Raw genomic sequence first — 22,253 nt, 5'->3', positions numbered from 1 at the left:
TGGTGAGTTTCTTTCATTTTATATTTGAAATTCACCAAATTTCTTTTACTTTATGCGATACTTAGAAAATCATGAATAATATTAATGTACTCATTTTTCTTGCAATAATGGCATGGTTGCTACAAATCCTCTTAGGGTGGTGGCAAATTTCTAATTTTAATCGAGCATTTAGGCATTTATCTACACAAGGAAAAATTGGCATTGGCAGATATTCCTGTCGATTTAAACCTAAAGTCATAATTGCTATTGTTTTTGATCAAAATAACCGTGTTATCAATTCATTATTAATGCAAGGATATACTGTTTTTTCTCGCCCTAAGAAAATACCGCAATTACAGGGATTAAACTATGATGAGATAAACCCTTGTCAGATCTTTCCCAAAAATTTGGCTTGTCAACAAGCCCTTAGGGAGGCTTTAAAAGTAACATAACGCAACGCTTATGCAGGAAACAACTTTATGAAAATTAAACCATATGCTAGGCAACGAGCAATTTTGGACTATCTTCTACTTAATGGCAAAACCCCAGTTGATACTTTAGCAACCCTATTTAATACAACAGGTGCAACCATTCGGAAAGATTTAACAATTTTAGAAAACGAACAAAAAGTGCTACGGACTTACGGCAGTGTTGTACCTGTTACCAATGATGAATTAGACCTACCACTCACCAATAAAACCAATATTAATCTACAAATAAAAAAGAAGATCGCTCAAGCAGCCGTTCAATTAATTGATGAAGGCGATTCAATGATTATGGACGCTGGCAGTACCGTCCTCCAAATGGTACCATTTTTATCTGCTCTTGAAAGCCTTACCATTATGACCAACAGCTTGCATATTATTAATAGCTTAGCCAATTTAAATAAAAATTATTCATTACTAATGTGTGGTGGCACTTTTAGATCAAAATCGGGGTCTTTTCACGGTAATTTAGCCGAATCAACCTTTGAACAATTTTCTTTTGATAAATTATTTATTGGTGCCGATGGCTTTGACGTTCATCTCGGCTCTACCACCTTTAATGAGGTACACGGTGTCAGTAAATCAATGTGTAAAGCAGCAAAACAAATTATTCTCCTCACAGATTCATCAAAATTTAATCGTAAAAGTCCTAATATTGTCTGCCCGCTAAATAAAATTAACACCATCATTACCGATACGAGGATTAGTGATAATATCCATCAACAACTATTAAATAATGGAATTAAAATTATTCTTGTTGAAAATAAATAACTTAAAAAAATAAGGGTATTTCTTTACATCTAATCACTTATTTTTGCTTTGGATAATTTTAATTATAGCTTGATTAAAATTATTATAATTAATACAATTTAATATCTATTTTTACAAAAGAATTTTTTAAAAAAACGAGAGAAAAAAAGACGTATTTTCTCCATATTTAGTTCAATCACACGGGGATTTTATAATGAAAAAGACAGGATTGGCATTAACCATATCAATTATTTTAGGCTTAACTGGTTGTTCTGGCGGTTCAGGCGGTGGTAGTAGTAGCCACGCAAATTTACCTAAAGATAACACCGTTGTTATCAATCCTAAGCCACAATCAAATACTTCAACAACCACTTCAACTGCTCGCTTAGCAGATAACGCTGTTGATACTCCTGCTGAAAGCACCATTGACACTGCTAGCAATACAGAAAAAGCAACAGCGGAAGAAAATATCACCCACGTTCATTTAACGCCAGATTCAAGATCAAGAAGAATTATACACGGTGATTCAAAAGGCAATGAGGGTTACGGTTATGAAGATATTGCTAGACAAGAGACGCCTGTCAATGAAAATAGCGATGATGCCGCAGCGACAGTTGTAGAGAGCACACCGCATAGCTTCCCAGACAGACGCCCGGGTCGTATCAGAGGCAAACGTTCTGTGGTAGAACCTACAGTAGAAACAGCTGAAGCTGCAGAGACTGAAGTAGCAACTGAACCTGCAACAGTAACTGCTACTGCTACAACAACTACTCCAGCACCTGCAGTTACTCCAGAGAAGAAAGTAGAAGAAAAAAGATTTGAAAACGGTAAAACAGCAGATCAATTACCTAAAGTCCCGGGTGCTAAACCAGTCTCTAGCACCACTGATAGCTATGGAAAAACTAAAATAGTTTATGATAACGGTCGAGTAATTGAGTCTTATGAAAGTAATGATGGACAAGAATATTGGAGACCATTCCCTCCAACTAATAATCCTGCACCTAAACAAGATCCAAAACTCGATGGCTTATCTTTTATCGACAAAACCCAAGCTGAAAAACTATTATCAGATTTAAATAAAAATGTTGAAGACGCTAAAAAAGCGGCAAGTAGTGAAGGTGATTATGTTTTAGGTTATGGTGTAGATTTTTCCAAAAGGAATTACTCTACCACTGTTGATAAACACCAAGTAAAAATCAAGCAAGAAAATGGAAAAACAACTGTAACAGTTTCTTTGGATGGAAGTATAGAAGCAAACGACTTAGCTGATAACAAAAATATGTATGACTTCGTAAATGCCAATGGTAAAAATCCTCCTAAATTCTTAGTCAATGTTGGTGGTGATTCTTACTTAGGTAGTAACGGTAAAGAATTATTAGCCTTTGGGGTTAAATCTACATCAATGCCTTCATCTAACTTAGACTATAAAGGACAATCCATTATTTGGACTAAAACTACTGATGAGCAAGGAAGCTATCATGTAGGAGATTTTACAGGTAAATATAATACTTCAGCCAATAGTTTTACTGGAACAATTAACATTGGAAATGATAATACTAACCACTTAGAATTAACATTAAATGCAAGCACTAATGGACAAAGCTCATTTTCAGGTACAGTAACAATTACAACAGCTCCTACATCAATGGACTCTTGGAAAAGTTCATCACTTAAATTTGATGGACAATTAAACGGAGCTGGTGGAAAAGGTACCAGTGGTATTATTTATACTGATAGTAGCAGTGGAGATGCTCAAGGCAAAATCGGTGGAGTTTATGCAGGTTCTGCATCTGAAACTGCTAAATAAGCATAGATTGCTTTAATATAGACGTTTTTACTTCTTTAAAAATACCAGCGATATAAGCTGGTATTTTTTTGCTTTTATTCTTTGTAATCTCGCTAAATTAGGCTTAACCACACCACCCAAAAGCCTGTTGACAAAAGGGATTATTCAGCATTTTTCTTCTCTCTGTTTGCAAACGATGGCGTGATATTTAGATAGCATAAAGATAGTAAATTCGGTAAACTAATCTCAATTTGAGTTATTCTTTCATCGCTTTTAATCAATTAACTGAGAATATAAAATGAAATTATTACCACCTAAAAAAGGGCTTGTCCTGCTATCTTCTTGCCTGTTATACCTGAGCGTTCAAAGCACGCTGAAAGCAGAAACCCAACCCGTTCATATTCAAAATCGTGATATCCAACCCACCTTATCTGATGCAGAACGTTTTCAAGACCATAAAGCGGAGCAAATTCCCGTCAATAAACTGAAAAACTTGCCCCATCAAGCCATTTCAATTTCGTTGAAAAGCCTGCAAGAAAATAAAGGGTTGTTAGAGGTGGCGTTAACTGATGCAGCAAAACGAATGGACGCAAAATCGTTACAGGTATTGTTGCCTATCTTTAGCGTTAAAATTGATAAACAAAATAAAAACGATATTTTGCTCTATATCTGGGCGAAAGCGATTATTTTGGCAGACCAACGGGATTTTAAACCGTCTTTAGACTATTTTGCCGTATTAAGAAAACAAGTGCCGGGGTTTAATATTCTTTTTCTACAAGAACAATATATTTTGTTAGGTAATAAAAATTATTACCAAGTGAAAAAGAATATCGAAGCATTATCTACTAGCGACAAAGACAATCCGAATATTAAAGAGTTGCTAGAAATTATTGATAATAAACAAAAATTAAATTCTTATTTTAGTTTTTTCATTAATCAAGATAAAAATATTAATGGCGTGCCGAAAGATGTGGTCGCCGTAGGGGGCTTTTCATCTGAAAAACGTGTTTCTAGTTTTGGACTAAATTATAGTGCTGGGTTGAGTAAATATTTTATTCTAGCACCGCAACTTTCTGCTTTATTGTCAACTAATCTGTATGGGGTTGAATATTTTTCGGCGAAAAAATACAGTAACGCCACAGCTCGCTTTGAAACAGGGTTAGAATATGAAAATGGCTGGGGTGGTGTTGGTCTTAAACCTTTTGTTGAACAGACTTTTTATCGTGAAATTTATGATAATACGGCGATACCAACCGATAGCTACCACCGTTATTTACTCACTAAAGGGGTACAACTCAATACTTGGTTTAGTCCTACCACTCGAATAAAAAATAATTTTAGCCTTGAATATGCACGACAAAATTATCAATATCGCCAATATCTCAATGGCTATTATTATGAATTAAAAGATAATCTGTATTATTTCTTTGATAACTTTTATCTGCGTGGTGGGGTGAAATATTTAAACCAACACTCTATTTATGCGGTCAATGAATATATTAGACGAGAAATCAACGCTGGTATTGGGGTGAATTTACCTTATCAACTCTTTTTCAAAACAGATCTATCTTTTGCCGATAAACGCTATAAAGGGAAATATGTGTTAATCGATCAAAATAGAAAAGATAAAATATATGGGTTGTATTCAAGTCTGAGTAAAAAAGATTTTAAAATTTTCGGTTTATACCCAACCTTGAATCTGCAATATATTAAAAATAAATCGAATGTTGTCTTTAATAGCTATGATAAATTCAGTGTCTTCTTTAGTTTAGAAAGAAGTTTTTAATCAAAAAAGAAGGAAAGCAAATGCTTTCCTTCTTTTTTAACTGGTAATGCCTAATGGATAAAATGGTTCAACAACGATATTATGCCGCTACCATTACCATTGCAGGGCGGATAACACGCCCGTTAAGCAAGTAACCTTTTTGCAATACCGTTGTGATTTGATTCGCACTAAACCCTTCAGCAGGTTGCATTGAGATAGCTTGATGCAATTCAGGATTAAAAGTTTCCCCTTCAGCACCAACCGCTTCAATTCCAAATTTAGCAACGGTGGCTAATAAATGTTTTAAGGTTAAATCCACCCCTTCAAACATCGCTTTAATGCTTTCATCTTCGCTGGTGGTTTGTGTTGATAATGCTCTTTCTAAGTTATCTATTACCGTTAAAATCTCTTTTGCAAATTTTTCTAAAGCAAATTTATGTGCTTTTTCAATATCTTGCTCGGTACGGCGGCGAATATTATCAATTTCGGCTCTAGTGCGTAACAATAGATCTTGTTCTTTTTTGTTCGCTTCCACTAATTCTGCTTCAAGTTCTTGTACTCGAGCAATCGCTTCTTCTAAAGCATCTCCCTCTACTTGTTCCGCTGTTTTTTCTACCTTTTCTTCGGTTGTAGCGGTTGTTTCAACCTCAACGCTGTCAGTAGTTAGCTTTTCTTCTTCTGTCGCAAGATTTTCTGCTTGAGATTTTTGTTCAGTCATAATTTACTCCCAATAAGTTTTTTCGGTGCTAGTTTAACAAAAAACCAACCTACTCGCTATTGATAGCGATTAGTTTTCCGCCCATTAACGAGTTATGCTAATATAAGGTTCAACTTACACAATTCAAGTTCACGGAATTATTATGGCGATACTTTCTTCATCGCAAGTTATTGAAAAATTACACCGTTCTTTTCAAACTATCGGCATTGTAGGGCGTCCACGTTACGATACCACCTTACAAATGCATAAAAATCTTGTCGATTGGTTACAAGAATATGGCTACCAAGTTTTGGTCGAGCCTGACGTTGGTAAGGCACTTGGATTGACACAAGCACAAATTGCCACCCTCGATGAAATTGGGCAACGGGCTGAATTAGCCATTGTGATTGGTGGTGATGGCAATATGCTAGGAAAAGCTCGTACCCTGTCAAAATACAACACCGCCTTAATTGGAATTAACCGTGGCAATCTTGGTTTTCTCACCGATATTGATCCCGATAACGCCTACCAACAACTACACGCTTGTTTGGAAAAAGGTGAATTTTTTATTGAAGAACGTTTTTTACTTGAAGCAAAAATTGAACGTAACGGCACTATCGTTGCAAGCAATCACGCTATTAATGAAGTAGTAATTCACCCTGCTAAAATTGCCCATATGATTGATTTTCAAGTCTATATTGATGATAAGTTCGCATTTTCACAACGTTCGGACGGCTTTATCGTTGCCACGCCAACAGGTTCAACCGCCTATTCTCTTTCGGCTGGTGGCCCTATTTTAACACCGCAACTGAATGCAATGGCGTTAGTACCAATGTTTCCGCATACCTTATCATCTCGCCCACTGGTAATTGACGGAGAAAGTAAAGTTACCTTTCGCTTTGCAGAATATAACCAACCACAGCTTGAAGTGAGTTGTGATAGCCAATTAAGACTGCCGTTTGGTTGTGATGATGTCGTGGTGGTGCAAAAAAGTAAACAAAAAATGCGGTTATTACATTTAACCGATTACAATTACTATAAAGTATTAAGAACCAAACTCGGCTGGTTAAAAAAACAATTTTAATTACTCAAAATAGCAAAAGATAACAAAAGGTATCATTGAGATACCTTTTTTATCGCAAAGCATAACAATAATACCCTCATTACCAACCATAAAAGCAGTTGTTCTTTCCTATTTATAACGAGGAATAATAATCAATCAATTTCTTCACAAAACGGTTAAAAAATACTTTACTGTATAAAAAAACAGTATATACTAATTTTTTATACAGTATCTGAAAGAGGGGTTGTTTATGTTATCTCAATTACGAATCAATAATTTTGCTATCGTGCATCAATTCAATCTTGAATTAGAACAAGGTATGTCGGTAATTACTGGGGAAACAGGGGCTGGAAAATCAATTGCGATTGATGCCTTAGGATTATGTTTAGGGCAACGTACTGAGGTGAGTATGATCCGCCAAGGACAATCCAGAGCTGATGTGAGTGCAACTTTCTTGTTAAAAGATAATTTAAACGCAAAACAATGGCTAGCAGATCACGAATTAGATGATAACGATACCCCAGATGAATGTATTTTACGCCGTACCATCAATTTAGATGGGCGTTCAAAAGCCTTCATTAATAATCAACCTGTTACTGTTACCCAATTACGTGAATTAGGGCAATTATTAGTCAACATTAGTGGGCAACACGCATCGCAACAACTCTTAAAGACAGATTATCAATTAAATCTTTTGGATCATTACTGCCATAATCAAACCTTAGTCGAAGAATTACAGCAACAATTCCGCCAATGGAAAAAGGTTACAGCTGAACTGGAAGCATTTCGGCAAACCTGTGCCAATAATGAAGCGAAAAAACAGTTGCTACAATATCAAGTCCAAGAGCTAGACGAATTTAATTTTCAAGTTGGTGAATTTCAGGAGTTAGAAGAAACTCAACGCCGTTTAGCGAATAGTGAAGCGTTGACAACAGGGGCTCAAGCGGTATTACAACTATTAAATGATAATGAAATGGCGAATATTGATAGTATGTTAAATAAAACCTGTCAATATATTGCTGACTTAACCGAGTTAGATCATCGTTATGCTGAGATCCACGAATTAATTGAAGCAGCATTAATTAATGTGCAAGAAGCGGTAAATAGTGTTGAACACTTAGTCGATAAGATTGAACAAGATCCCGCATTGCTAGCTGAAACCGAGCAACGAATGCGACAAGCAATGCAATTAGCGAAAAAACATCAAATTACCCCAGATGAATTACCACAATACCACCAACAATTACGCCGTGAGCTTGTAGGTTTAGCCTCATTCTCTGAAGGGGAAGAAAGTTTATTGGTAACAGAAAAACAGATTGCTGACAATTTAGCCCACTTAGCCCAGCAGTTATCCAATAAACGTCAACAAGGGGCGATCACTTTGGCTAAAAGTGTTACCGAACATATCAAACTGTTAGCGATGGAAAATGCCGAATTTAGCATTCAAATCACATCAAATAATCAGCAAATCAGTTCTAGCGGGATCGATCAAGTGCAATTTATGTTGCGTAGCAATCTAGGACAAGAGAGCCAATCCCTCACAAAAACTGCCTCTGGTGGTGAATTATCTCGTATTGCCTTAGTATTACAAGTTTTAACCTCTGGCAAACAATCAATTCCAACATTAATTTTTGATGAAATTGATGTTGGTATTAGTGGTGCAACCGCTAATATTGTTGGTAAATTATTACGCAAACTTGGGGAACAATGCCAAGTCTTATGTGTTACCCACTTACCACAGGTTGCATCTCACGGGCATCAACATTATCTGGTAGAAAAATATTCAAAAGACAATCAAACAGAAACCAAAATGAAATGTTTATCTAATGCTGAAAGGGTGAAAGAGTTAGCTCGCTTACTCGGCGGAAGTAAGATCACACAAAATACACTTGCTAATGCTCAAGAAATGCTTGAATTAGCGGTATAAAGCAAATCTTATTTGCTAACTTTTGCTTGTTGTTGCTGAAATGCAAGAAATTCTTCTAAATTATCAATCGCATCTTGGCAACGTTGCTTACGTTGTAATGTAATGGTGATCTGCTGTTGATAATGCTCTTTATCAGCCAGATTTTGGGCTTGAAAGGCAAGATCTTCTAAATGGTAGATTTTCTGATTCAACGCTTGTAAAGCGTCATAATATAAAGGCAAACGTTGCTTAGGTGGTAACTGGTGAATGGAAAATTTATCCTTGTTTGACGGTTTAGACTTCTTTTTATGATGATTGACATATAAGGCTTGTCTAGAATGGATAGCATCATACAAAATTCTAAATTGAGTATAGATCCGTTCAGTTTGAAACGACAAAAACTCAAGATCTTCTATCTGTTCTAGCTGATAAATACTGCTAGTTATTTGTTGTAAATACTCAGCTAATGTTAAGCCATTTTCAGTAAAATAAGTAGCTTGGCATTCAAGTTCTATGGGTTGGGATAACTGACTATCTGATAGCCCTAACTTTTGCGTAAAGGTCTTTACCTGTAATAATAATTGTGCGATTAATTGATTCTTTGATTGTGGCATTAATCTAACTCTATCCATTAATATTTGGTTTACTTAATTTCAGCCTGCTAGATGATAAAGGATCAGGTAAAATATAGCTAATCCTAACTTATCTTTTTCATCTTTTATCAGGAAAGGTCAATGTCAGTAGAATTAATTCTCGCTTCAAATAGCCCTAGACGCTTGTTATTGTTACAACAACTGGGTATCACTGCCAAAGTATTATCAGTTGAAATTGATGAAAGCCCACACCCTAACGAAACAGCAACACAATATGTGATGCGAATGGCAAAAGAAAAAAACCAACAAGCACAAGCTATTGCCAGAAAAACAAATGAATACTTGCCGATACTGACCGCCGATACCTGTATTGCTTTAGATCAGCAAATTTTAGGCAAACCCGCTTCCCCAATCGTTGCAAAAACGATGTTACAACAGCTTTCGGGTCGCACTCACCAAGTTTTAACGGCGATAACACTTAGCTTTGAAAAGCAGCAATTATCCTGTTTACAACAAAGCGAAGTCACCTTTAAACCATTAAGTCAGCGAGAAATTGATAGTTATATTGCCAGTGGTGAGCCCTTAGATAAAGCGGGTGCTTATGCTATTCAAGGCAAAGCGGCAGCATTTATCCAAACATTATCTGGTAGTTATAGTGGTGTTATGGGATTGCCTTTGTTTGAAACCAGTCAATTACTGCAACAACTAGGTTTTGAATTAGATTATAGTGCTTAATTCAGTATCTTTTTTAACAAAAAAAACACTACTTAACATCAGTAGTGTTTTTAAATCAAAGGGATCTATAGCGAAATTATTCGGCTTTAGTTTGTTGTTCTATTAACTGTTCTACTTTTTTTTCTAACTCAGTTAATTTTTGACGTGTCCGCAATAAAACTTGGGTCTGCACATCAAATTCTTCTCGATTCACTACATCAAGTTTTGCTAGTTGAGCTTGTAAAATCTGTTTAATTTTACTTTCAAAATCTTGCCCTAAATTCTTAATCCCTTGCGGTAAATTATTGTGAATTTGGCGTGCAATATCTTCTATTTTTTTTGGATCTAACATAATCTTTCCCCTTTTCAGAAGCGGTCAATTCAAGAAAACTATTCTGCAAGTATTATACTGAAAAACGTTCAATTTTTGCGCCTAAAGCTTGTAATTTTGCCTCAATCTGTTCATATCCTCGATCAATATGATAAATACGATCGACAATGGTTTCTCCCTTCGCAATACACCCTGCGATGACTAAACTAATTGAAGCACGTAAATCGGTTGCCATTACTTCCGCACTAGAAAGACGTTCAACACCATAACAAATAGCCGTATTGCCTTCAATTTCCGCTTTTCCTCCCATACGAATTAACTCAGGGATATGCATAAAACGGTTTTCAAAAATCGTTTCAGTAATAATGCCTGTTCCTTCTGCCACGATATTTAATAAACTAAATTGTGCCTGCATATCAGTTGGAAAGCCGGGATATGGGGCGGTACGGATATTTACCGCTTTCGGACGTTTACCCTGCATATCTAATTTAATCCAATCCTCGCCAACCTCAATCTCAGCACCAGCTTCTCGTAATTTTTCTAAAACGGCATCAAGATGAGCGGCTTTTGTCCCTTGGCATTCTATTTTTCCACCCGAAACAGCAGCGGCAATTAAGAAAGTCCCTGTTTCAATTCGATCAGGAATAACTTGATGTTGACAACCGTGCAAGCGTTCGACACCTTCAATAATGATGGTATCCATACCAGCACCTTGAATTTTTGCCCCCATTTTTTTCAGAAATTCAGCGGTATCGACAACCTCAGGTTCTCTTGCGGCATTTTCTAAAATGGTAGTCCCTTTGGCTAAAGTCGCTGCCGTCATAACAGATAAAGTTGCCCCTACACTCACTTTATCCATCACAATTCTGTTACCAGTTAAGCCCTGTTCTGCTTTCGCATTAACATAACCATCTTCGAGATGAATCTTCGCTCCAAGTTTTTCTAAACCAGTAATATGTAGATCAACTGGTCTTGCGCCAATAGAACAGCCCCCCGGTAAAGAGACTTGCCCTTGGTGGCAACGTGCAACTAAGGGGGCTAATGCCCAAATAGAAGCTCGCATCGTTTTCACTAACTCATAAGGTGCGGTGAAAGAACTAATCTGGCTGGCATCAATCATCACCGTGCTATCTTGTTGCCATTCAGCTTTTATCCCTAACTGACGTAAAATTTTTAAGGTTGTTTCAACATCACGTAACTTAGGAACATTAGTTAAAGTAACAGGTTCTTCAGCTAAAATTGCTGCAAATAAAATTGGTAAAGCCGCATTTTTCGCCCCAGAAATCTGCACTTTACCTTCAAGACGAGTTTGTCCTTGAACTCGGAATTTTTCCATCTTACTCACTATTCCTTCCATTAAGTGGATAAATAAAACATACGTTCACGTTCCCATTTTTCAGGGGTAAAGACTTTGATACTTAATGCGTGAATAGCACTACTCGAAATATATTCCATTAACGGTGCATAAATTAACTGCTGTTGTTTAACCCGTGAAAGACCGTTAAATATTTCACCCACTGCGATCACTTGATAATGGGTGTTTTCGCCAGACACATACACTTCTTTCAGATCTAAATGTTCTTTTAAAATTTGTTCTATTTTTTCTGTATTCATAAGTTTTTACTTACCTTAAATCATTGAATAAATTAGCGAAATGTCTGAAATAATTCAGTCAAATCAAATAAGTCTGCCAACATTTCACATTGATTAGGAACTTGTGTGATCTTAACACTTGCACCTGTTTTAGCACTTGCCACTAGCAACTCACATAAAAAAGCAAATCCCGCTGAATCAATTTGCTGTATACCAATCAGATTCCAAATAATCTTTGAATTAGCTTGAAGTGTGGCTAGGATTTGTTGACGTTGTTGCCATAAGGGAAATAGCGTGAAACGTGTTAAATCACCTTTTAAATTAATCTGATTTTGTGTTTCTGCTGACTCTATTTCCCACTGTAATGCCACCATATTCACCCTTATTTACTAAATACAATAGGATCTTTTGCTGATTTTTCTATCTGTTTAGTTAAGGTTTCAATCCCTTCTTTACGCAAAATCGGCGCCCATTCTTTCTGTTTGGTAGCAATCATACTCACCCCTTCTGCCGCCATATCGTAAACTTGCCATTCTCCAGTACGGGTATTTTTACGCCAGTAAAAATCTAAGTTATTCTGCTTATTGCCATCTACGACTACCACTCGGATCACACTAATATTACTATCTGAATTGGTCGCTTTCGGTTTTTCAATAATAATTTTTTGATTATGGTATAAGGTTAATGCTTGAGCATAAGTTTGTTCAATAAATTGCTGAAAAGCATTAAAAAACGGTTCTCTCTGTTCAGGTGAAGTCGATCTAAAATATGCACCTAAAACTAAAGAACCAGCATATTTATAATGAACATAAGGCATCAGATCTTGGCGGACAATTTGACGTAAGTAATTAGGATCTTGTTTTATCTTAGCTTGATTTTCTTTAATGTCACCAAACAATTTATCTGCAGTTTGCTGCATTAACTGTTCTGGCGTCAATTCGTTTGCCCTTACTACTTGCCCTAGTCCTAACAACACCATAGAGACAAGAAAAAATGCTCCCATTTTCCGTAAAACGCTATTCATATTCCCCTCCTAAACGACCACTAACCCTATTGTTCAATCAGTTGTTACTTTTATTCCCGTATAAAAATTGTCCGATTAAATCCTCTAACACTAAAGCAGATTTGGTATCTACCACCTTACTGCCATTTTTTAACATCGGCGTTTCACCATCATCAAAGCCAAGATTCAATGCCACATATTGTTCGCCTAATAAGCCCGAAGTTTTAATTGATAACGAACTATTTTCTGGAATCTTATCATACTCTTGAGCAATATTGATCTTTACTAATGGTAGATAAGTTTTTGGATCTAAACTAATAGCACTCACTCGCCCAATGACCACGCCACCAAGCTTTAGTGGAGAACGTACTTTTAAACCACCGATATTGTCAAATACGGCTTCAATTTGATAGGTCTTTCCTTGGCTAAAACTTTGAATATTCGCAACTTTTAAGCCTAAAAAAACCAAAGCTGCTATACCTAATAATAGAAATATTCCAACCCAAAACTCATATTTGACTAAATTTCTCATCATCTTTCCCTATTTTCTAAGTAACATCTAACCAATTTACTTATTTTTTCTATACTCACCTTAACTGCCACCAAACATTACTGCCGTTAGCACAAAATCTAAACCTAATACCGCTAAAGAGGCATAAACAACAGTTTTTGTTGTCGCTTGGCTGATACCTTCAGAGGTGGGAATCGCATCATAGCCATTAAATAATGCTATCCAGACAACCGCAATTGCAAAAAAGATACTTTTAATAATCCCGTTGCCAATATCATATCCCCACTGAACAGTATTTTGCATCACAGACCAAAAACTGCCACTATCAACTCCTTTCCACTCTACACCAACTAATGCACCACCTAAAATGCCTACGGCAACAAAAATTATCGCAAGAATTGGCATAGCTATAACGCCTGCCCAAAAACGTGGTGCGATAATACGGCGTAGCGGATTAACTGCCATCATTTCTAAACTAGATAACTGTTCGGTTGCTTTCATTAAGCCAATTTCAGCCGTCAAGGCTGAACCTGCTCGTCCAGCAAACAATAATGCTGTTACCACTGGCCCTAGTTCTCTTAATAAAGATAAAGAAACTAATTGCCCCAAGCTCGTTTCAGCTGAAAAATCGACTAATACGATATAGCCTTGTAATCCCAAAACCATACCAATGAATAGACCAGAAAGTAAAATAATTAAAAGAGATTGTACGCCTAAAACATATAATTGTTTGATAATTAAAGGAAAGTTTTTCTTCCATTGTGGGCGTCCGATTAACGCTCCGCTAAGCATTAAGGCTGATCGCCCTAACATAGTAATAAAATGAATAACCTTTTCCCCTAAGCCTGTAATTTTCTGCAAAATAAACGCTAACATTAGAATAACTCCTCAATATAAGGTTTTGCAGGATAATGAAATTGTACAGGACCATCTGCTTGTCCAGATAGAAATTGTATCACCTGAGGATTTTGGCTAGTGTGCAGCTGTTGTGGCGTGCCTTCTGCAATAACACCTTTATCCGCAATAATATAAGCATAATCAGCTATACTCATTACTTCTGTAACATCGTGTGAAACAATTATTGAGGTCAAGTTCATTATTTGATTTAAGCGTTTAATTAAACTAACAATCACCCCCATACTAATCGGGTCTTGTCCTGTAAATGGTTCATCATACATAATGAGATCAGGATCTAATGCGATAGCTCTAGCTAATGCAACTCGTCTTGCCATTCCTCCAGATAATTGATTTGGCATTAACTCAGCGACACCACGCAATCCTACGGCTTGCAGTTTCATTAAAACAATTTTACGAATAAGTACTTCAGGGAGATTTGTATGTTCTCTGAGAGGAAAAGCAACATTATCGAAAGTAGAAAGATCGCTAAATAACGCACCAGATTGGAATAACATTCCCATTCTTTCTCGAGCTTTGTAGAGAGAGGACAAAGACATTTGGCAAATATCTGTTCCATCAAAAAGGATCTGCCCTGATTCAGGCAAGAGTTGTCCGCCAATAAGTTTTAATAGCGTGGTTTTTCCTATTCCTGACGGCCCCATAATTGCGGTAATTTTACCTTTGGTTATATGTAAATTTAACCCTTGATAGATGACTCGTTCACCACGTTTAAAGGTGAGATTCTTGACTTCAACTAATCTCTCACTCATTGCAGATGCTTCATTTTCAGAATGGCGGTGAGAAAGGGATTTGAACCCTTGATGCACTTTCGCACATACACGCTTTCCAGGCGTGCTCCTTCAACCACTCGGACACCTCACCGTTAAAGGACTTTTAAGGCTGGTAAATATAAGAATTTTCGCAGAAATCGTCAAGTTATTTTCAGATATTTTTCTCTCGCTGCTATTTTTTAACCCGTTTTCGCTTAAAAGAAAAACACTTTTGTTTTCTTTGATTTCTGCTGTACTAATGGGCTTAAAGAATTATTAATAATACTTTCCAATGGTTTATATTGAGGGTGCTTTAAAATAGCATCAATTTCATCCATAAGAAAATATTTTTGATTTTGGTCAGAAACTTTTGACAAAGTGATTGAATTTACCTCAAAATCTCTGGCTAAATAAATTTCTTGTTGAGAATTTTTAGACCAATCTAATTTAAACCCTACTTCCTCAGATAGCGTCCGAGTAAATTCTCGAAGAGTTCTGCTATTTCCATCTGGGAATGGGTGGAAATGATCAAGCATTTTATATATATCAGAAATTTCTTTAGCTAACCCGCTTTGATTCAATCCCTTCATACGTTCTATATTTATAGAACTCAACACATTTTCAGCGTCTTTTATACTTTTTTTATCCATCGGACTGTAACAGACAGTAATTACACCAAACTTCGGATAAGTACGATTTTTCTGCCACAACTCATTACTACAAACTTCAGATCTAAATTTTCCTGCGACATTTGGACTATCCTGAAAAATATAAGCATTAATTTTCTTTAAATGCTCTAAATCAAAATTACCTTTTATAGGCTTTTCTCTTAATTCTGATAAACGGATAAATGATAACTTATCCTTTATTTCTTCTTCAGAATAGCCTTTGCTCATACTATACTCCAGCTTTTACTGCTGTAATATATTCTCTAGTAAATTCCTCCCTAGTAAGTAACCCCTCAACATATTTATCAGCAATATCTAGCAACTCTTGAGATAGCGTAATTCCTTCCAATCCCACACTAGATTTTGCGTATTCAACAGCTTCCCGTCTAGCTTCTTTTTCAGTTTCAGAAATCATAATTTCCCTCCTTTAATTGAAAATTACAACTATAAAGAACAATCAAATTATACACATTACACAAATAGAAAAAATACAAATTATGATTAATTTCTTTTACTTGGAGAACAATATCATCGTGCTCTAAAACTGTGTCAAAATCAGCCTGACTAGGTTTAAGTGGAGAGTTCAAATCATCCGTATTAAATAGAGATTTTCGTCCTATTTGACTATAAACCCTAGATGGATCTATTACGATAAAATTAAATTGATCTAGATTTTTTTAAAATCTAGATCAGTAGAAATCAACAATGTCTTAAAATATCTCAAAAGATTAAAATTGATTTAAAGCTTAGCTAACATTGACAACACAATGCTAGATGAATTTTTTGCTGCTAAAGGTAAAAATTCATCAAAACTGAGATGAGAAACCTTATCAGCCACATCAGAAATCGCACGCACAACGACAAAAGGTAAATGAAAGGCAGTGCAAACTTGAGCAATTGCAGCAGCTTCCATTTCTACTGCGATTGCAGTTGGAAAATCCTGCCGAATCCGTTGAATTGCTTTTTCACCATTAATAAATTGATCCCCCGAACAGATCATTCCTTCAACTGCATTATGTCCCTGATCTGTAACCACTTGTTTAGCTAAAGAGATTAAATTTGAATCGGCACGAAATGCTGCTGGACAAGCAGGTAATTGCCCTTTTGCATAGCCAAAAGCGGTTACATCGGCATCGTGGTGAGCGACTTGATCAGAAATAACAATATCACCTATATTTAATTGAGTTGCCAGTCCACCAGCCGATCCCGTATTAATAATACAACTTGGCTTAGCGGTTAAAATCAATGCTGTTGTCCCTGCCGCTGCGGCAACTTTGCCTATCCCTGATTGCAATAAAGCAACATCTTTACCATTAATTTTACCTTGGAAAATTTTGCTGCCTGCAATCTCTGTCGTACGGCAGCCTTCAATTAAACTACGTAAAATCTCTACTTCTTGTGCCATCGCACCAACAATACCAATCGCCATAAATGTCCTTACTTTTATTAATTTTTCACTTCTTTTTCTTGTTCGTGTAATTTATTGACTAAAAAATTTAACACGTCAGTCGTATAATCACTGTTAAATAAGGTACTCTTAGTCAACACATAACGCCCACCAACCACTGCAAAAGGTACAGTAACTACCCCATATTTTTGAGTATTCTCAATAGCCTGTTTGGTTTCCAATAATACTGATGGAGAATTAATTGCTTCTTCAACAGAATCTTGGTTAATACTATGACGTTGTAACCAGTTGCTAAAGGTTTCAGTGTATTTACTATTTTTATCTGCATATGTACTATCAAACAGTAGTAGATCCGCAATACCACTGCCTTTTACACTTTTCAAAGCATAATAGATCTTAGCGTGGGCTTCTTCATCTTTCACGGCAGCAGGGATATTATCTATTGATACTTTATCGCTATATTGTTTGAGATATAATCTCAAATTATCTGATGCGGTCAAACACGGTTGGCAATTATATTGAAAGAAAAATTGGATAGGTACTTTTCCATTTGGCAAAATTGCCTGCCCGATTGGCATTTTGTAAGTTTGAAAATCTTTCCCTGATTCAAATTGATACGTTTCACCAATCGCTTTTAAAGGCAATAAAACGGCTAATACTAGAAATAAAAAATAGTTTAATTTCATCTTATTTCACCTCACTATATTGATAATGGTCGATATATTAAATAGGTTAATCAAGTGGTTCAAGATAACTGACTAATAATTGTATCTGTCGATTACCTCGAAACTCATTTATCTCTAATTTATAAGCAATTTTTGCACTTTTAATCGAATTATCAGGATATAATCCTAGATCGATATTAAACCAAATTGCATCAAGTAAATCGCCACCATTCATCGGTTCTAATAACATTTTTAAATGCTTACCACCAACTAAACGTTGCTGTAAAATTCTAAATTCACCATCAAAAACTGGCTCTGGAAAATGTTGTCCCCACGGTCCTGCCTGCTGTAACAGTTCTGCCGTATTTAAATTTAATTCAAATGCAGAGAGTTCCCCATCGCTCTCAATCACCCCTGTTAAACTATCTTGATCTAAAAACTGTGCTGTAACTTGGTTAAATACAGTGGAAAAACGTTCAAAATCACTAGCTCGAATGCTTAATCCTGCCGCCATTGCGTGCCCACCAAATTTTAAAATTAAATTTGGATAAAGCGTATCAATCCGCTCTAAAAGATCCCGCATATGTACCCCATTAATTGAACGTGCAGAACCTTTTAATAATAGTTCACTGCTGTTTTCCTGATTTTCTTGTGCAAAGGCAATAACAGGGCGATGATATTTATCCTTAATTCTAGCTGCTAAAATACCTAAAACTCCTTGATGCCAGTCAGCTTGATACAAGGTTAAGCCGACTGGTAATTGAGTAGTTTGTTGCTGCTTATCATCTAGTAATGGCGATATGGCAGCGAGGTTTTGGCAAATTCTGATAGCTTCAGCCTTCATTCCTTGCTCAATCTCTTTACGAGTTTGGTTTAATTGATCGAGATCTAAAGCTAAGGCTCTTGCTTGCTCCATACTTTCAGCTAGTAATAGCTCTACTCCAATCGACATATTATCTAAACGACCTGCAGCATTAAGGCGTGGTGCAATTGCAAATCCTAGATCGGTGGCGGTTAAATTTGCAAGATTACGTTGTGATACTTCAACCAACGCTTTAATACCACAACGGCAAAAACCATTTTTAATACGTTGTAATCCTTGAGAAACTAAAATACGATTATTCTGATCTAATGGCACAACATCAGCAACAGTTCCCAATGCAACAAGATCAAGCAAAGTCGCTAAATTAGGCGGTGGTTGTTGGATAAATAATCCTGCTTTTTGCATTCCTGCCCGCAATGCCGCTAAAAGATAAAAGGTTACTCCCACGCCTGCCAAGGATTTAGACGGAAAAGTACAATCCGATAAATTCGGGTTAACTATTGCATCCGCTTCAGGTAACTGTTCAGCTGGTAGGTGGTGATCGGTAACTAAAACTGATACCCCCTGTTTTTTCAGAAAAGCGATTCCCTCAAAGGAAGAAATACCATTATCAACTGTAATTAATAACTCAACCCCTTTCTCAATAGCTTCTTGTGCAACTGAAACACTTAAACCATAGCCTTGTTCAAAACGATTAGGGACTAAATAATCTACTTTCTGAAAACCAAAACTGCGTAAGCCAAGCACGGCTAATGCTGTACTTGTCGCACCATCTGCATCAAAATCACCTGAAATAACTATCTGTTGTTGCTGTTTAAATGCGTTAATCAATAATGCTACCGCTTGCTCTAAATTTTTCAAACTCACGGGCGATAATAAAGCCGTGAGACTTAACTCTAACTGGGTAGCATTTTGTATTCCTCTGGCTGCATAGAGGCGATCCAGCAATGGATTACCACTCAATACAGGAATATTTTGCACGGAACGGCGACGAATAGTTTTTTTCACACTGATTTCCAATGACTCTCTGATCAACAAAACAAAAAAGATCAGAACAATAAACACAAAAATAAAATACCGATGATCTCGGTATTTTATTCTAACCTTGAAATATTATAGACAAAAGCTATTGAAAATATAGACTATTTTTCTTGAAATACTTTAAGTAATTCATCTGGTGGTAAATACCCACCAATTACTTCTCCATTATCTAGCACGATTGTTGGTGTTCCTCTTACACTATATTGTAATCCTAAAGCATAATGTGCTTTCACTATTTTAGGCTCTTTTAGCACTGTAGGTAATTTGCCATTATCTTCCGCTTGCGTTAAGGCAAATACAGGATCTTTTGCTGCCCAAATTGCTTCCATTTGTTTTGCTGCTTGGCTATCAAGCCCTGCTCGTGGGAAAGCTAAAAAACGTAATGTGATTCCTAAATCATTATATTCTTTACGTTTTGCAAACAAAATATGGCAATAATGACAAGTGGTATCTAAAAAAACATTTGCAACATATTTCTGATTTTTTGCTGGAAAAACAATCATTTCATTTGCAAAGCTATTCAGGCGTTCTAATAAAAGCTTACTGGCAACATCGACTGGTCCTTTCTCAGTCAACTGGTATAGATTACCTTGTAAAATATATTTACCATTATCACTGAGATATAAAATACCACGTTCGGTAATTGCTGTTTTTAAACCAGCGATAGGTGAATCTTTAATTTCAACATCCGTTATCCCTAACTTGGTTAACTCGCTTTTTAAGTTCGCATTAATATCATTAGCCATTCCAGCACTACAAATCGCACTAAAAAGGATTGCTATCAGTAATTTTTTCATTTTGATCATTCCTATTTACGTTAATCCAATTACAACCTTTTCTTAACTATCTAACTATCGTTATAACATCAATTCCTAGACTTGTAACCAAAAAGTTACTGGTCCATCATTTTCTAAAGATACCTGCATATCGGCAGCAAAAATCCCCTGTGCGATATTGACTGTTTCTGCACATTTTTGCGAAAAATAGTGATAAAGCCGTTCAGCCTCTTTTGGTTCAGCACCTCGACTAAAACTCGGTCGCATACCTTTAGCGGTATCTGCGGCTAAAGTAAATTGCGATACAATTAACAGTTTTCCACCAACTTGTTCAACATTTAAATTCATTTTTCCTTGTTGATCACTAAAAACACGATAACCTAAAACACGTTGTACAAGACGTTGTGCTTTTACCTCATCATCGCCCTTCTCTACCCCAAGAAAAACTAATAATCCTTGACCAATCTCACCCACAACTTGTTGATTAACTGTTACTTTAGCGGTGGTTACTCGTTGAATTAATGCAATCATTGTTTATCCTCTTGTTGCGGTTCTTGTTGTTGTGTAGTGAAATGCAAATCTAATCCTAGTTTACCTTGCTTAAATAAATGTAAGTCTTCTAATACTGCTGTAAGTTGTGCACCAAATAAAATCACTAACCAACTAAGGTGAACCCATACAATCATAATAGGAATAGTCGCTAATGCACCATAAATGAGGTGATACGAAGGAAAAGAACGCATATACCAAGCAAAAGCAGCTTTACCTAAAGTAAAGAAAATTGCAGCAACTAATGCACCACAACTGGCATATTTAATATTTACTTTGGTATTCGGTACAACTGAATAAATAGCAGTAAAAGCAAGCCAAGTTAAAATAAAAGGAACAACAGTCAATACTCTGATCCCAAAAGGCAAGGTATTAACATAAAATATTTTTGATGAAAAAATATATGAACTTACAGCAATACCAACCCCTATGAGTAAAGGGCCGATTGTTAAAATCATCCAATAAATAGAAAAAGAGTAAAATAAAGAACGTTTCTGCGTATTAGTCCAAATTGCATTTAAGGTTTTATCAATCGAATGAATTAACATTAAAGCCACTGCGATCAACCCTAAAATGCCTACTGCACTAATTTTTTTAGTATTTTCTACAAATTGTGTTACATAACTTTCAACCACATTCCCTGCTGAAGGCGCAAAATTATGAAAAATAAATGTTCTTAATTCATTACTTAACTCATCAAAGACGGGAAAAACAGCAATGAAAGAAAATACCACCACAATTAAAGGCACTATCGCTAACAAAGTACTATAAGTTAAATAGCCTGCAGCTTGCGAAAGTTTATTTTGGGCAATACGTTTTCCAAAAAGTTGAATAAAAGCAAAAAATAGCCTTAATTTTTGTTGCATTATCTACCTTTTTTTCTACCTATTTCTTGTTGTTAAAAGCCAATTTTTTAGTAGAGCTTTTCCTCGTTGGGTAATAAAAGATTCTGGGTGAAACTGGACACCATATAGTGGATATTGCCGATGTTGCACTGCCATAATAATCCCTTGATTACACAATGCCGTTATCTCTAACACTTGGGGAAAATCCTGCTGACTAATCGCCCAAGAATGATATAAACCAATCTCAAAGTCTGAAGGCAAGCCTGTAAATAATGGAGAGGGGGCTAGTTGTTGTAAACGTCCATTTCGTCCGTGTCGTACTTGACCTAAATTATAGAGATGCCCACCAAAAAACTGACACAAAGTCTGATGTCCTAAACATACCCCTAAGATTGATTTCGTTTGATGATAATCAGCCAATAATGCAAACATTTGTGGATAAGCCATTGGTATATCAGCACCGGGGGATAAAAGAATATGGGTATAACGATCAACCTCAGCCAGATTCAACTCACCAACGGGGCATACAGTAATCTCCAAGCCTAATTCCTGTTGCAGTTGGCGTAATAGCTCCACTAAGTTATAAGTAAAAGAGTCATTATTATCTACCACCAACAGTTTTATCTCTTGCATTT

General features: G+C 36.2%; 26 protein-coding genes and 1 tRNA gene. 7 read left to right on the top strand and 20 right to left on the bottom strand.

The window, feature by feature from the left end:
* The first annotated feature begins 71 nt into the window (after positions 1-71).
* The 4 genes from gutM (at position 72) to CEP47_RS01810 (ending at position 4,786) form a co-directional block, all read left to right on the top strand.
* Entirely contained in the window at positions 72-431 is a 360-nt protein-coding gene (gutM, locus tag CEP47_RS01825; RefSeq protein WP_261919687.1) for a transcriptional regulator GutM, read from the top strand.
* 33 nt (positions 432-464) lie between these two features.
* Positions 465-1,235, top strand: coding sequence for a glucitol operon DNA-binding transcriptional repressor SrlR (gene srlR, locus CEP47_RS01820; RefSeq protein ID WP_261921009.1), 771 nt, complete (start codon positions 465-467; stop codon positions 1,233-1,235).
* Between the two features lie 193 nt (positions 1,236-1,428).
* Complete coding sequence (locus tag CEP47_RS01815; RefSeq protein WP_261919688.1) at positions 1,429-3,021, top strand: hypothetical protein; 1,593 nt, start codon at positions 1,429-1,431, stop codon at positions 3,019-3,021.
* A gap of 277 nt (positions 3,022-3,298) precedes the next feature.
* Positions 3,299-4,786 (top strand): surface lipoprotein assembly modifier, encoded by a 1,488-nt coding sequence (locus tag CEP47_RS01810; protein ID WP_261919689.1) that lies wholly within the window; start codon positions 3,299-3,301, stop codon positions 4,784-4,786.
* Positions 4,787-4,865: 79 nt separating this feature from the next.
* On the opposite strand, the gene grpE is transcribed toward CEP47_RS01810, so the two are convergent.
* Complete coding sequence (grpE, locus tag CEP47_RS01805) at positions 4,866-5,483, bottom strand: nucleotide exchange factor GrpE (RefSeq protein WP_261919690.1); 618 nt, start codon at positions 5,481-5,483, stop codon at positions 4,866-4,868.
* A gap of 142 nt (positions 5,484-5,625) precedes the next feature.
* Between grpE and CEP47_RS01800 the strand changes: the two genes are divergently transcribed.
* Together CEP47_RS01800 and recN are read left to right on the top strand one after the other, a co-directional pair.
* The gene (locus CEP47_RS01800) at positions 5,626-6,546 is read left to right on the top strand and encodes an NAD(+) kinase (protein ID WP_261919691.1); all 921 of its coding nucleotides are present in this window, start codon (positions 5,626-5,628) and stop codon (positions 6,544-6,546) included.
* 229 nt (positions 6,547-6,775) lie between these two features.
* The gene (recN, locus tag CEP47_RS01795; RefSeq protein ID WP_261919692.1) at positions 6,776-8,452 is read left to right on the top strand and encodes a DNA repair protein RecN; all 1,677 of its coding nucleotides are present in this window, start codon (positions 6,776-6,778) and stop codon (positions 8,450-8,452) included.
* 8 nt (positions 8,453-8,460) lie between these two features.
* Here recN and priC read toward each other — a convergent pair whose 3' ends face one another.
* Positions 8,461-9,045 (bottom strand): primosomal replication protein, encoded by a 585-nt coding sequence (gene priC, locus CEP47_RS01790; RefSeq protein ID WP_261919693.1) that lies wholly within the window; start codon positions 9,043-9,045, stop codon positions 8,461-8,463.
* 120 nt (positions 9,046-9,165) lie between these two features.
* Here priC and CEP47_RS01785 point away from each other — a divergent pair, with 120 nt between their 5' ends.
* The gene (locus CEP47_RS01785; protein WP_261919694.1) at positions 9,166-9,759 is read left to right on the top strand and encodes a Maf family protein; all 594 of its coding nucleotides are present in this window, start codon (positions 9,166-9,168) and stop codon (positions 9,757-9,759) included.
* A gap of 76 nt (positions 9,760-9,835) precedes the next feature.
* On the opposite strand, the gene ubiK is transcribed toward CEP47_RS01785, so the two are convergent.
* From ubiK to CEP47_RS01695, 18 genes are all read right to left on the bottom strand, one after another.
* Positions 9,836-10,090 (bottom strand): ubiquinone biosynthesis accessory factor UbiK, encoded by a 255-nt coding sequence (gene ubiK / locus CEP47_RS01780; RefSeq protein WP_261919695.1) that lies wholly within the window; start codon positions 10,088-10,090, stop codon positions 9,836-9,838.
* A gap of 52 nt (positions 10,091-10,142) precedes the next feature.
* Positions 10,143-11,405, bottom strand: a complete 1,263-nt coding sequence (murA, locus tag CEP47_RS01775; protein ID WP_261921010.1) for a UDP-N-acetylglucosamine 1-carboxyvinyltransferase — start codon at positions 11,403-11,405, stop codon at positions 10,143-10,145.
* Between the two features lie 20 nt (positions 11,406-11,425).
* Positions 11,426-11,683: a BolA family protein gene (locus tag CEP47_RS01770; protein ID WP_261919696.1), complete on the bottom strand. Its 258-nt coding sequence runs from the start codon at positions 11,681-11,683 to the stop codon at positions 11,426-11,428.
* A gap of 32 nt (positions 11,684-11,715) precedes the next feature.
* Positions 11,716-12,036: an STAS domain-containing protein gene (locus CEP47_RS01765; RefSeq protein ID WP_261919697.1), complete on the bottom strand. Its 321-nt coding sequence runs from the start codon at positions 12,034-12,036 to the stop codon at positions 11,716-11,718.
* Between the two features lie 8 nt (positions 12,037-12,044).
* Positions 12,045-12,686, bottom strand: coding sequence for a phospholipid-binding protein MlaC (gene mlaC, locus CEP47_RS01760; protein WP_261919698.1), 642 nt, complete (start codon positions 12,684-12,686; stop codon positions 12,045-12,047).
* A gap of 37 nt (positions 12,687-12,723) precedes the next feature.
* Positions 12,724-13,197: an outer membrane lipid asymmetry maintenance protein MlaD gene (gene mlaD, locus CEP47_RS01755; protein WP_261921011.1), complete on the bottom strand. Its 474-nt coding sequence runs from the start codon at positions 13,195-13,197 to the stop codon at positions 12,724-12,726.
* Positions 13,198-13,257: 60 nt separating this feature from the next.
* A complete protein-coding gene (gene mlaE / locus CEP47_RS01750; protein WP_261919699.1) occupies positions 13,258-14,052 on the bottom strand; it encodes a lipid asymmetry maintenance ABC transporter permease subunit MlaE in 795 nt (264 codons plus the stop codon).
* Positions 14,052-14,843: an ATP-binding cassette domain-containing protein gene (locus CEP47_RS01745; RefSeq protein WP_261919700.1), complete on the bottom strand. Its 792-nt coding sequence runs from the start codon at positions 14,841-14,843 to the stop codon at positions 14,052-14,054. Before CEP47_RS01745 ends, mlaE begins: the two co-directional genes overlap by 1 nt.
* Before the next feature lie 22 nt (positions 14,844-14,865).
* A tRNA-Ser gene (locus CEP47_RS01740) sits at positions 14,866-14,955 on the bottom strand.
* A gap of 103 nt (positions 14,956-15,058) precedes the next feature.
* On the bottom strand, positions 15,059-15,739 hold the full coding sequence (locus CEP47_RS01735) for a Fic family protein (RefSeq protein ID WP_261919701.1): 681 nt from the start codon (positions 15,737-15,739) through the stop codon (positions 15,059-15,061).
* A 1-nt stretch (position 15,740) separates the two neighbouring features.
* Positions 15,741-15,926: an antitoxin VbhA family protein gene (locus CEP47_RS01730; RefSeq protein ID WP_261919702.1), complete on the bottom strand. Its 186-nt coding sequence runs from the start codon at positions 15,924-15,926 to the stop codon at positions 15,741-15,743.
* A 324-nt stretch (positions 15,927-16,250) separates the two neighbouring features.
* Positions 16,251-16,940, bottom strand: coding sequence for a 5'-methylthioadenosine/S-adenosylhomocysteine nucleosidase (gene mtnN / locus CEP47_RS01725; protein ID WP_261919703.1), 690 nt, complete (start codon positions 16,938-16,940; stop codon positions 16,251-16,253).
* 17 nt (positions 16,941-16,957) lie between these two features.
* Positions 16,958-17,605, bottom strand: coding sequence for a thioredoxin domain-containing protein (locus tag CEP47_RS01720; RefSeq protein ID WP_261919704.1), 648 nt, complete (start codon positions 17,603-17,605; stop codon positions 16,958-16,960).
* A 46-nt stretch (positions 17,606-17,651) separates the two neighbouring features.
* Positions 17,652-19,415, bottom strand: a complete 1,764-nt coding sequence (gene recJ / locus CEP47_RS01715; protein ID WP_261919705.1) for a single-stranded-DNA-specific exonuclease RecJ — start codon at positions 19,413-19,415, stop codon at positions 17,652-17,654.
* A 134-nt stretch (positions 19,416-19,549) separates the two neighbouring features.
* A complete protein-coding gene (dsbC, locus tag CEP47_RS01710; protein WP_261919706.1) occupies positions 19,550-20,245 on the bottom strand; it encodes a bifunctional protein-disulfide isomerase/oxidoreductase DsbC in 696 nt (231 codons plus the stop codon).
* A 75-nt stretch (positions 20,246-20,320) separates the two neighbouring features.
* Complete coding sequence (gene dtd / locus CEP47_RS01705; protein ID WP_261919707.1) at positions 20,321-20,755, bottom strand: D-aminoacyl-tRNA deacylase; 435 nt, start codon at positions 20,753-20,755, stop codon at positions 20,321-20,323.
* Positions 20,752-21,639 carry a virulence factor BrkB family protein gene (locus tag CEP47_RS01700; RefSeq protein ID WP_261919708.1) on the bottom strand — a complete coding sequence of 296 codons (888 nt, stop codon included), beginning with the start codon at positions 21,637-21,639 and terminating at the stop codon, positions 20,752-20,754. The genes dtd and CEP47_RS01700 overlap by 4 nt, the downstream gene beginning before the upstream one ends.
* A 15-nt stretch (positions 21,640-21,654) precedes the next feature.
* Complete coding sequence (locus tag CEP47_RS01695) at positions 21,655-22,251, bottom strand: anthranilate synthase component II (protein ID WP_261919709.1); 597 nt, start codon at positions 22,249-22,251, stop codon at positions 21,655-21,657.
* Positions 22,252-22,253 lie beyond the last annotated feature (2 nt).

It is taken from the genome of Mergibacter septicus, assembly GCF_003265225.1.
In the GTDB taxonomy this organism is placed as follows: domain Bacteria; phylum Pseudomonadota; class Gammaproteobacteria; order Enterobacterales; family Pasteurellaceae; genus Mergibacter; species Mergibacter septicus.
Note: the sequence above shows the minus strand (reverse complement) of the source record. Positions and strands in the feature narration are given on the sequence as shown.